Source organism: Vibrio sp. 10N.239.312.C11 (assembly GCF_041466065.1).
GTDB lineage: Bacteria > Pseudomonadota > Gammaproteobacteria > Enterobacterales > Vibrionaceae > Vibrio > Vibrio tasmaniensis_A.
Window position 1 is genome coordinate 1 of record NZ_JBFSRZ010000092.1, and the last position, 7,517, is coordinate 7,517.

Below are 7,517 nucleotides of genomic sequence, written 5' to 3' on the forward strand. Positions count from 1 at the left end.
CAGATTTAAGGTGTAATACGACAGATTTAAGGTTTAAATACGACAGATTTAAGGTGTAAGTTGCCTTTTTACGACGTTTTATTTGACACGTCGTAATTTATTATTAGTATGTGATTCTATTTTAATCACTAATGTCAAAATATGAGTTCAGAAAACCGCATGGTTAAAAAGAGTAATCGAGTGATTACTAGCCGAGTGAAAAACTACTCACTTACTCAAATGAAAATTATGAATCTTGCTATTAGTGAGCTTACCGAACAAACAACCGCTGACGATATTTTGAGCTTTCAAGCGATTGATTTACTTAATGCTATTGGCTTGGGAGCAAAAAACCATATAGAGCTTAGAAAAGCTACGCTTGATATGATTCGAGGGATTGAAATACCAAAGGAAGACGGCGGATTTTCACAAGTCCCAATTTTCAAAGAAATTGAGTACCACAAAGGCGGTACGGTCGATATACAGTTCCATGAGAAAGTCCTCCCTCTTCTGGTTCAGGCGAAAACCGAATACACCAAGTATTATTTTGAGAATATCCAACAGTTAAAAAGTGGTTACAGCGTTAAAATTTATGAGCTTTGTAAGCAGTACCAAAATACAAAGCAAGGCTATCGAGATTTTACGATTGACGAACTTAAAACCTTTCTCGATATACCACTTAAAAAATATCCTCGATATTGCGATCTTAATACACGAGCAATAAAAATTTCTGTAAAAGAAATTAACGAAAAAACAGACTTAAAAATCAAAGCTGAACCCATTAAAAAAGGACGTTCCACGACTGGCGTTCGTTTCTATATCACCCCAAAAAACAAAGAACAAAAAGTAGAGATTCAGCAACCAGCTTTACCTTGTGATTTTAAGGATTTAACGCCAGCAGGTCGCCAGCTCGTCGATGATTATCAAATGTCGGCAAAGATAGCCGTAGAGCTTCAAGTTTTAGCCACAACCGATGAGCATTTAACCTATGCAATGGCTCAATTTAATAAGAAATTAGACGCTAAATACAAGAAAGGTGAAACGGTTGAAAACCTTGCTAGATATAGTGAAATGGCACTTCGTGAAGCGATCCCTACAATCCTGGTAAGTGGTGTTGTAGAGAAAGAAAAAAACAAAGCTGAAGAGAGAAAAAAGCAAGCTGAAGTTAAGGCGAAAAAAGTTCAAATCGAAGAAGATAAGAAAGCAAATAAAGAAGCCCTAAACGAGAGATTTAAAGATTTTTGTAATCGCACTGATTTACTAGAAGTTCTGAAAGGTGCAGATCTTGAAAACCTGTACTCCAACGCTCAAAATCAAGATGAACTAATGACAACACAAGCAAAAAAAATAGCCCTAGAGACTTTCTCTAAAGAGCTTGTTAGCTTGACTGCAAACGATACCTTTGATGCGTTAACCGATAATGTAAAAGGCTTTTCTTCTTTCTCTCCTATGAAGTCTATACAGTTTAGGAGTCTTAAATTTTTCCTTAAAAACGCTCTTGTTCCTTTGTTTTGAGTTGAACCAAAAAGAAAAAAAGTATTCTGATTATTTTAGTCATTGAAGACCTTGAAAAGCTATGATATTAGTATGTTAATTAGCTTTGTTATTACTTGCGTTTACCCTTTTTTCTTCGTGCGTATGACATGTTAATTTTCCTTTTTGTACAGGTTTAGTATAAATGGAATGATTAGGTAATATCCTTGGGGTTCCGCCCCCAAGGATATTTTTTTGATTATTTTTCATCAAGATAGTTTTGTATCTCTCTGTAAAATTCTTCCCCTTTACTTCCCTTGCTTGATGCCGTTGAAACAATGCGTAAGTGATCTACAAGCGACCGTTCGCAACTATCGACAACAAGATCTAAAAGTTTTTGTGTATCGTTCTGGTTGTCTTGTGCGTATACCAAAGATTCTATGTAATCAGGGCGCAACTCATTAGATATAATGGCAATAGGGTAGCCAGCACGAAGTAAGGCTAAATTCATCAATAGACGAGCTGTACGTCCGTTTCCGTCCTTGAACGGGTGAATAGATACAAATCGGTAATGCACCTCCGTAGCAAACGTCATAGGGTGCAAAGATTTCGCTTCATCGGATTGAGTCCAATTTACAAAATCTTTCATTAGTTCAGACACAAGAAAGTGGGCAGGGTAAACATGCTCAGTGCCGGCGGCACGTACATCTAAAGTGCGGTATGTACCGGCATTTTCTCGATCTGTTCCCTGTAAAATCAAATGATGAATATTCCTGATTTCATGCTCACTGATTTCTGTCCCTTTTTTTGCTAGATCCTCGATGTAATCAATGGCTTCTTTGTGCCCGATAACCTCTAAATGCTCGCTTAAAGTTTTCCCTCCAATGGTGATCCCTTTCTCTAAAACCATTTCTGTTTCGCTTTGAGTAAGAGTATTTCCCTCGATAGCATTGGAGTTGTATGTAAACTTTACGTCATAGTATTTTTTTAATTCTGCAACCACGTCAAAACTAAGAGGACGAAAACTATCAAGCCAGCTTTTTAATTTATCTATTTGTTTTATTTTTTCTTTAACTTCCATAGGTGTATTTTTATAAAGTATTCTTATTATAAGATCACTTATATTAGATATTTCATTTTCAATAAGTGATTCAATGAATTTTTCTTGTAACTCATTGTTATTTTGTTTTTTAATTTCGTTACTCATTGCATTATCTTAGAGTATTAATAATACTCTAATTATACCCTTTTCATTAATTTCGTCAAAATATACCTACACATATAACCGCCCCTCGCTACTTCGTTTCACTCCGCAAGCGAGGAGCTACGAATGTATTCAAGAAACAAATCTCGCAATTTTAAAATACAAACAAAAAAAGCAAGGTAGTATAAATCTCCACCTTGCTTTTTCCTTTTTGCATTTTTTAAAATGCGTGCTTTATTTATTAACAATTTCACGTATGAAGCAAAACTGTAATTGTTCTCGTTGCGAGTGTCCACAAAAACGTCAGGAACGAAGAACAAGAAAGTGAAGATATATTTTAGAATTTCTCTTTTATATAGCTTCACTTTTGATTTTATTTATTTGGTTAAAAAGTCAAGTGTAACAACTTGGCTTTTTCTTTCTGTCACGTTCGTCCGCGCCCTTGCGACTTCCGCTACGCTTCAACCGCAAGGGCGCGGACTTTCAAAATGTTTTTATCTTGATTGACTTCAATCTTGTTACTTCTTGTTTTCCGTTTGAGCGTAGGCGGGGCAACCCCTTAGTGGGGAACGGAATCGAGCTATTGAATAATCGAATGAAGACGAGGTCAAAGGACGAGGATGAGAGAGAGTTGAGATATAGTAAGAATTTGAATAGGATTTTCAACCCTAAGACATTGATTTTAATAGCATTATATGCCTTTCTAGTTAGGTTTCATTATGGGTATTGAAAAAGGGCTTTTTATGGGTATGCTGTTATGGTGTCTTTTTTGGGGGTATGGTTATGGCTAGGATTCATTACATAGAAAGCAGAAGCGGAAATATAACGTATCTATTTAAAATGGAGAGGCAGGCTGAGGGGGAAGGGAATGCACTCGAAGAGTTCATGGATACTGGTTGCTATTATTATGATGAAGGGAAGGTAATTGCACAGGCTTTAGGGTTTATGTATGAAAAATTCGGGCTTACACAATTCAAAGATCTCTACTTTGATCGATATGCACCAAACTTGGGATTAAAGGATAGTACATCTACCTTTGTTGGATATTTCACGTTAGAAGAAAACCCAGAATATAACTGCATAGAAAAAATAGTAAAAATTAGGAATAAAATTCTTATTGAGAGATGCTCCAAGTCTGACGAGTCATTAAAAGAAATAGCAAGAAAAAAAACGATTCCTACGGTTGATCATTACAAATCAATCATGGTGGGAGGGGATATATATAATAAAGTCAAAGAAAAATATGAACAAGAGAAAAAAAGAGTTAAATATGATGAAAATAATTTTTTCGGATACGTACCAAAAGAAGATAGAAAAAATTTCATCGAAATGGAAAGAACTATTAATAATCTCGAAATGAATAATAATAATTATACTGATTCTGTTGAAGGGTATATTTCATACATTAAAGATTATCGTGATCCAAACTCGTATGGGTTTTTATCTAAGCCGTTTGAAGCAAACATAAGCCTTAGAGCGAGAAAAAAACATACTTATATTTTAGCTCAAACCGGAAGCGGTAAGAGTGAGCTAATGAAAATTTTAGCCGTTGGAGACATATTGAACTCAGCTTGCTCCACTATATTTATAGACCCACATGGTGATATCACAGATCAATTAGCTAGCTTAGATTATAAGAAATTTGGAAAATTGGGAGGAGTTGATATTGTTTATGTAAACCCTACATTGCAAGAAGGTTTTAGTCCATCAATAAACCCCTTTGACATGCTAGATAATGATTACTCAGAGAACAATATTTCAAGAGTTACAGGGGAGCTTTTAAGAGTTTTTGACAATTTGCTTTCAGGTGCAGGAACAACCGATCAAATGAAGGCTATATTATACCCTTGCATTAGCGTTTTAGTTAGGAAAAAAGGAGGGTGTTTTGAGGATCTACAAAGGTTCATGGATGATAAAAACAACGAAGATTTGATTCTTTTAGGTAAACAATCTCCAAACATTCAACACGCTAGATTTTTTGAAGAAAAATTTAGCTCTAGCTCTTATGATGTAACGAAACATGGTATTTATACTAGAATTCAAAACCTTTTAAACGATTCTATTTTTTCCTCTTTGATTGGTCGTGAAACAACCATCAATCTAAGAGAACTCATTGACTCAAGGAGTAATGTTCTTTTCCGACTTTCAATGGGGGAAGGTGGCACTACTGCTATGATAGCTTTTGGACGCTTTATTGTTGCAATGGTTAGGATTATTGCACTACAAAGGTCAAGCCAAAAAGAAAATGAAAGAGTAACGACTTTTCTTTATATAGATGAAGTTCAAAACTTTATAAGTGATGATCTAGAACAAGCTCTTTCGCAACTAAGAAAATTTGGAGTCCACACAATACTAGCTAATCAGTATGTTGGGCAAAATATGACAACCTCTATGCAGAGGGTATTATTTTCATGTGGAGTGAAATTCATAGGATTAAATGAGGTTCAAAGTTCTAAAAATGCATCTGCCCAAATGAGAATTGACCATAATGAAATACAAAAATTGAAAGTCGGCGAGTTCTATTTAAAAACAGAAAATAATGAATCAATAAAAATAAAAGTTCCTTCTGATTTGATGAAAGAAAAATATTCAAGCGATGAAAGGATACAAACTGTAAAAGAGTGTTCCCTTATTTATTACAGTAAGATACATAACAGCAATGATTATTATTGTTTGATAAAGGATGAAAAAGAAAATAAACCTCACTTTATAAAAAAACCCAAATATGATCTATAAAATATAAAAATGGATATAACTGAAAAGCAATTGCAAATATTAGAAAATTTATCTGAATTTAAGTTTCTCACTAGTAATCAGTTAATGAGACTAATGGGGTACAAAGAAAACTCTCATATTAACTCGATGCTTAAACGTATGAGGGAGAGACGTCGCCCATTAATCAAAAGGAAAGAGTTTGGTTTTTACCCTGGCGCAGGTAGGCTAGCCCCTGTTCATTTTTTAACTCGGTATGGTGCTGATTTTTTAGTGGATTACCTAGGTTTTGACGCTAATAAAATCAAGGTACCAAAAGAGCATTATCCTCTTTTTGTTCGAGATTATTTTCATAGAAAATCAACCATTGACTTTAACATTTCTCTCAAATTATTTTGCAATGAACATAATTTTGAAAAGAAGTTTTTTAACTACTATTTTGAGCAAGTAGGAAGTCAAAGGAATAGGACCGCTAGGTTTATAAATTCATTAAAAATAAGGGAAGATTTGACAATAATTCCCGATGGTATAGGGAAAATTGCTACTAATGAAGATAATTTATTTCTTTTTGAGCAACATAACGGAAGTGATACAAAAAGAGCTGTCAATCAAATTATAAATCATATATCAGCAATAGAAATAGGGGTTGTTAGTGAAATATTTAACTACCCTAGGGGGGTGAGAGTTATTTATGTTTTTGAAAAAGAGTCTTGTAAGATTTCTGTTATAAAGGAATTATATAAAATAGATAGAATTAGAAACTTTATACCTTATTTTTTATTCAAATCACAAGGTGAACTAAATGATAAATTCAATGAAAGATGGACTCTTTTTAATGGGTTAAAAACAAATTTATTTAAAATGAACAAATAGTCTAAAAATTAGTGTGAGGATTTTAATTTTATGAGAGATATTGATCAATTTTTGTTTTTTTATTTTGATGGTGTACCGATTTTTATATCAGCTTTTATTGATTTGTTTACCTTAACTTATGATGGGGAAATGTGGTTTATCGTCGTATTAGGCCTAATTATCGGTGTGACATTTTCTAATTACGTTAACAAAAAATGGAAACCTAACCTCTTAGTATTAATTCTTATCATTCCGAGCATGCTAATCTTTTTTTCGTATCACATATCAAGTGTTCATTCGTTAAAAAACGACTACAAACAGATTTCTAACATGGTCTATAAACAAAAAAATCATTATTTCGAACAAAACCTTAAAGAACGAAAGAGGCTCAAAGAAACAACTTCATTTAGCAAAGACCTTGAAGCTAGGCGCATTCAAGAAAAATCTAAAAAATCGTTAATTGTCAGACTTTTAACTAGGCAATTTTTGTTCACATTATCTATTGTCTCTTTCTTTTCCATAGCGTTTTTTAAGTCTAATCGTACAATCAGAAAGTACATCGATAAAATCGAAGACAAACGAGAAAAAGAAAAGGCGCATAAAAAATTTAATGAGCGAATAGAAAAAAACAAAGACCAACCTACTAAGGTTAAGGTTTCAACTAACAAAGAAGTACTGGAGTGGATACATAAAGAACGAGTAAAAAAAGATCCTGATTATGCTCGTGAGGTAGAAGAAGAAGCTCAAGATATTAAAGATTGCGTTAAACGCTGGTGTAACGACCTTTAGAAATGCCCACAAAACCTCCCATAGTTAATCGTGCGAGGTTTTTTTTTACTTTTTGAGTGTATGTACCATCAAGATTTCCCACTTCCCTATGAGCCTTACAGGGCTTTTTAGGCATACCTAACTTCCCCGAGGATTTTTATCGAAATTTGAAAACACGCAAAAATTTCGATTTTAAGCACCTCTAAAAATCACTTGGCTATCAAATATCATAAACTACCCTAAAACATCTCACAGGCTCTATTTTAGTTGTTATTTCAATAGGTTAAGTTCTATCAATCATACCACATTTCAAAATTTTTTAAAAAAGTCAGTTAGTCAAAATTTTTCAAATTTTCCCTAAGATCTATTTAACTTAGATCTAACTATAGACTGACTGACTTATTTCTATAGTCTTTCCTTAGTCTTTCCTTATTTAGCACTCGAAAAATGGCTTAAAATCAACAACTTGAGAGATTAAATACGACAGATTTAAGGTGTAATACGACAGATTTAAGGTTTAAATACGACA

General features: G+C 33.6%; 5 protein-coding genes. 4 read left to right on the top strand and 1 reads right to left on the bottom strand.

Annotated elements, in window-relative coordinates; all coding sequences use genetic code 11:
* Positions 1-141: 141 nt before the first annotated feature.
* Positions 142-1,494 (top strand): replication initiation protein, encoded by a 1,353-nt coding sequence (locus AB6D07_RS22110; protein ID WP_372091469.1) that lies wholly within the window; start codon positions 142-144, stop codon positions 1,492-1,494.
* A 217-nt stretch (positions 1,495-1,711) separates the two neighbouring features.
* On the opposite strand, the gene AB6D07_RS22115 is transcribed toward AB6D07_RS22110, so the two are convergent.
* The gene (locus AB6D07_RS22115; protein ID WP_372007112.1) at positions 1,712-2,659 is read right to left on the bottom strand and encodes a Fic family protein; all 948 of its coding nucleotides are present in this window, start codon (positions 2,657-2,659) and stop codon (positions 1,712-1,714) included.
* 780 nt (positions 2,660-3,439) lie between these two features.
* Between AB6D07_RS22115 and AB6D07_RS22120 the strand changes: the two genes are divergently transcribed.
* From AB6D07_RS22120 to AB6D07_RS22130, 3 genes are read left to right on the top strand one after another with little or no spacing between them, the layout of a single operon-like run.
* A complete protein-coding gene (locus AB6D07_RS22120) occupies positions 3,440-5,392 on the top strand; it encodes a type IV secretory system conjugative DNA transfer family protein (RefSeq protein WP_372091471.1) in 1,953 nt (650 codons plus the stop codon).
* Between the two features lie 9 nt (positions 5,393-5,401).
* Positions 5,402-6,241, top strand: a complete 840-nt coding sequence (locus AB6D07_RS22125; protein ID WP_372091473.1) for a hypothetical protein — start codon at positions 5,402-5,404, stop codon at positions 6,239-6,241.
* A 30-nt stretch (positions 6,242-6,271) separates the two neighbouring features.
* The gene (locus AB6D07_RS22130; RefSeq protein WP_372091475.1) at positions 6,272-7,009 is read left to right on the top strand and encodes a hypothetical protein; all 738 of its coding nucleotides are present in this window, start codon (positions 6,272-6,274) and stop codon (positions 7,007-7,009) included.
* Positions 7,010-7,517 lie beyond the last annotated feature (508 nt).

Bases quoted from the DNA above. Each gene is read 5' to 3' on its own strand.
- AB6D07_RS22110 (WP_372091469.1), top strand. From the start codon at position 142: ATGAGTTCAGAAAACCGCATGGTTAAAAAGAGTAATCGAGTGATTACT.
- AB6D07_RS22115 (WP_372007112.1), bottom strand. From the start codon at position 2,659: ATGAGTAACGAAATTAAAAAACAAAATAACAATGAGTTACAAGAAAAA.
- AB6D07_RS22120 (WP_372091471.1), top strand. From the start codon at position 3,440: ATGGCTAGGATTCATTACATAGAAAGCAGAAGCGGAAATATAACGTAT.
- AB6D07_RS22125 (WP_372091473.1), top strand. From the start codon at position 5,402: ATGGATATAACTGAAAAGCAATTGCAAATATTAGAAAATTTATCTGAA.
- AB6D07_RS22130 (WP_372091475.1), top strand. From the start codon at position 6,272: ATGAGAGATATTGATCAATTTTTGTTTTTTTATTTTGATGGTGTACCG.